This is a genomic window from Saccharothrix sp. NBAS 001 (assembly GCF_056640475.1).
Genome location: NZ_CM153251.1, coordinates 2,207,570 through 2,211,120, shown reverse-complemented (window position 1 = coordinate 2,211,120; position 3,551 = coordinate 2,207,570). Strand labels below are relative to the sequence as shown.

Below are 3,551 nucleotides of genomic sequence, written 5' to 3'. Positions count from 1 at the left end.
GGCTGTTCCTCTCCCCGACTGGCTGGTGGTCGTGACGGCGCGCTCCCCGCGCGCCGCCCCCGGCGTTCGCGGACCCCGGACCCGGGGCCCGCGAACGGTCTTTCAGTGGCCGCCGTGCGGCAGGTCGTGCTCCATCGCCGCCGCGATCGCGGTGACCTGGTCGGGCTGCACGAGGAACGGGCGCATCATCGTCATGTCCTCGTGCTCCAGCATGTGGCAGTGGTAGACGAACTTGCCGGTGACCTTGGCGAACCGGGCGACCACGTCGACCGACTCGCCCGCCGCCACGTCGACCACGTCCTTCCAGCCCTGCTGCGCCGGGGCGACCGGCTCGGCTCTGTCGAAGAACACCGGGGTGCGGGTGCCACCGCCGATGCCGCCGCCGGGCAGGTCGAAGAACTCGAAGCCGTCGACGTTGTAGAACCCGCGCCGCACCACCTGGAACGCGCACACGTGGATGTGCGTGGGGTGCGGCCAGCCCGACCAGTCGAGGTTGACGAACCGCCAGCGCTCCCAGCTGTCCGGGGCGACCACGAACCCCGCCGGGTCGGTCCACCGGTAGGCGGTGCGCTGCCAGGTGGTCACCGCCCCGTCCGCCTCGCGGATCTGCACGATCCCGTCGATCGGCAGCGGTCCGGGCGGCGCGTCGACCTTGCGCATCTCCCACTGCCGCGAGTGCGAGACGCCGACCGGGGTCAGCAGCACCATCCGCTCGGCGGACACCCGTTCGGCCCCGGTGACCCGGGTGAACGACTTCGCGAGCTTGGCGGGCAGCCGGAACCCGGAGCGCCCGCCGTGCCGGGACACGTGGAACCGGAGGAAGTCCGGCCACGGCCCCGGGTCGTAGTCCACGTTGCGCAGCAACACCTTCCGCCCGGCCAGCTTGGAGAAGTCGATCAGCACGTCGGCCCGCTCGGAGGCGGAGAGCCCGAACCCGTCGCGCACGTCGACCGGCGCGTCGAGCAGGCCGCCGTCGGTGCCGATCTGGAAGATCGTGCCGGCGGGCAGCGGCTCGCCCTTCTCGTCCACCAGCCGCACCCGGTAGGGCCGGGTGTTCGAGGCGTTGGCGAACCGGAACCGGTACCAGTCGGGCTCGACCTCGCGGTGCGGCCAGATGACGCCGTTGACCAGGGTGTAGGGCCCGGCGAACGAGCGGACCTGCCGGTAGGGCTGGTCGCGCATCACGGTCGTCTTGTGCAGCATCGCGCCGGTGAGCCGCTCCTGGCCGTCGGTGTCCAGGTTGCGGTCGCAGATGATCAGCGGGATCTCGCGGTCGCCGGACGGCAGCCGCAGCGCCTGCTCCTCGTCGTCGCGCAGCAGGTACACGCCGAGCAGGCCGGACATCACGTTCCAGCGGGTGATGTGCATGGCGTGGTCGTGGTACCAGAGCGCGGTGGCGGGCTGGTCGTTGCGGTACTCCACGAGCTGGCTGTGGCCGGCGAGCACCGCGTCCTCCGCCCAGCCGTCCGCGATCCCGTCGCTGAACTGGCCGTGCAGGTGCACCGAGGTCCAGCCGGGCAGGGCGGCGACGTCCGCGCGCGGCGCGACGCCCTCGCGTCCGGGCACGTCCCACTGGTAGGGCGAGGCGTTCTCGTCGAACGGGACCTCGACCACGGGCAGCGGGTACGGGCCGGTCAGCTCGTTGGTCCAGGTGATCCGCAGCGGCCGGCCGCGCCGGGCCTCGATCACCGGGCCGGGGAACGTCCCGTCGTAGCCCCAGATCCGGGTCGGCGGCAGCTGCGAGTGCAGGCGCACCGTGCCGGGCCTCATCCGGACGGTCAACTGCCGCACACCGTCCACAGTGGACCCGCGCAGGGTGCGCGGCACGGGCAGCGGGTCGCGGAACGGCTCCAGCTCGGTGACCGTGCCGCGACCGGGCCGGGCGGGGCCGGGCGCGCGCGCCGCCGCCGCCACGACCCGGTCGCCCTGGGCGCGCGGGCCGCTGCGGTAGAGCGCGGCCAGACCGCGCGGCCCGGCGGCGACCTGCTCGTCGGCGGCGGAGTCGAGCAGCACGAACGCGGGGGTGGCCGCCGTGCCGACGCCCACGGCCAGCATCCCGGTCGCGGCGGCCCCGCGCAGCACGGTCCGCCGGTCGGGCCCCAGTCGGTCGGGCCCCAGTCGGTCGGGCCCCAGTCGGTCGGGCCCCAGTCGATCGGGCCCCAGTCGATCGGGCCCCGGGCGGTTCTCCTGACCGCTCAACGGTTGTCGGCCTGGTCCGCGCCCGCCCGCAGCAGGCTCGCCGGCCGCAGGTCGGTCCAGTTCTGCTCGATGTAGTCCAGGCACTCCCGCCGGGAGGACTCGGTCTTCACGACGGTCCAGCCGGCGGGCACCTCGGCGAAGGCCGGCCACAGGGAGTGCTGGTTCTCGTCGTTCACCAGCACCAGGAAAGTGCCGTTCTCGTCGTCGAACGGGTTGGTCATCAGGGCCCCTCCGTAGCTCTTAGGCGAGGCTAACCTAACCAACCGGTTGAGCCTATGGACCGAACAAGTGACGGAGGACGCACTACCAACTACGCCGGGTTACCCCGTCGGGCCTCGCCCACCAGCAGCCACCCCAGGTAGAGCCCGCCGATCACCAACGTCGTCACGCCCACCGGCACCTGCGTGCCCGGGATCAGCCGCTGCGCCACCAGGTCCGCCGCGACCAGCAGGCACCCGCCGGTCAGCGCCGAGACGACCAGCGACGGCCCGGCCGAGCCCGCCAGCCGCTTCGCGATCTGCGGCGCGGCCAGCGCCACGAACGAGATCGGGCCCGCCGTCACGATCGCCACCGCGCTGAGCAGCACCGCCAGCACGATCGCCCAGCGGCGCACCGCGTCCACCGGGACGCCCAGCGCGGACGCCGTCTCCGGACCCAGCTCCAAGGTCAGCAGCGGCCCGCTCAGGGCGAACGACGCGGGCAGCACGAGGGCCAGCACCACGACCAGCGTCCAGACGTGCTCCCAGTCCCGGCCGTTGAGGCTGCCCACCATCCACACCTGGGCGTTCTGCGAATCGGTCAGCTCGGCCCGGCTGAGCAGGTAGGCGATGCCCGCGCCGAGCAGCGCGTTGACCCCCACCCCCACCAGGATCAGCCGGTAGCCGCGCACGCCGTCCTTGTACGCCAGCACGTAGACCAGCACCGCCACCAGCGCGCCGCCGCCGACCGCGCCGGTCGCCGTCGCCACCAGGCCGCTGTCCTTGAGCAGCAGCATGAACACCAGCGCGCCGGCCGCCGCGCCCGAGTTGAACCCGATGATGTCCGGGCTGCCCAACGGGTTGCCGGTCAGGCTCTGGAAGATCGCGCCGCCGACCCCCAGTGCCGCGCCCACCAGCAGCGCCACCAGCACCCGGGGCAACCGCACGTCGTTGACGAAGTACCGCTGCTGCAACGTCCCGCTGCCGCCGAGCGCGCGGAAGACCTCCCCCACCGAGATCGGGAACTGGCCGGCGAGCAGGCCCAGCAGCGCGACCCCCAGGCACAGCAGCACGAGCGCCGCCACCACGAGCAGGGTCCGCCGGCGCACCCGCAGGGCGATCCGCCCGCCGCCGGCCCTCAGGTTCACCGTCGAC

General features: G+C 73.4%; 3 protein-coding genes. All 3 read right to left on the bottom strand.

The features are described 5' to 3' along the window. Window positions 1-102: 102 nt before the first annotated feature. The 3 genes from AC0HI0_RS09440 to AC0HI0_RS09430 all read right to left on the bottom strand — a co-directional run bounded on the left by AC0HI0_RS09440 (window position 103) and on the right by AC0HI0_RS09430 (window position 3,544). A complete protein-coding gene (locus tag AC0HI0_RS09440) occupies window positions 103-2,082 on the bottom strand; it encodes a multicopper oxidase family protein (protein WP_480931908.1) in 1,980 nt (659 codons plus the stop codon). A 113-nt stretch (window positions 2,083-2,195) separates the two neighbouring features. Further along, window positions 2,196-2,420 carry an MbtH family protein gene (locus AC0HI0_RS09435; RefSeq protein ID WP_480931907.1) on the bottom strand — a complete coding sequence of 75 codons (225 nt, stop codon included), beginning with the start codon at window positions 2,418-2,420 and terminating at the stop codon, window positions 2,196-2,198. Between the two features lie 89 nt (window positions 2,421-2,509). Then, entirely contained in the window at window positions 2,510-3,544 is a 1,035-nt protein-coding gene (locus tag AC0HI0_RS09430) for a FecCD family ABC transporter permease (protein WP_480931906.1), read from the bottom strand. Window positions 3,545-3,551 lie beyond the last annotated feature (7 nt).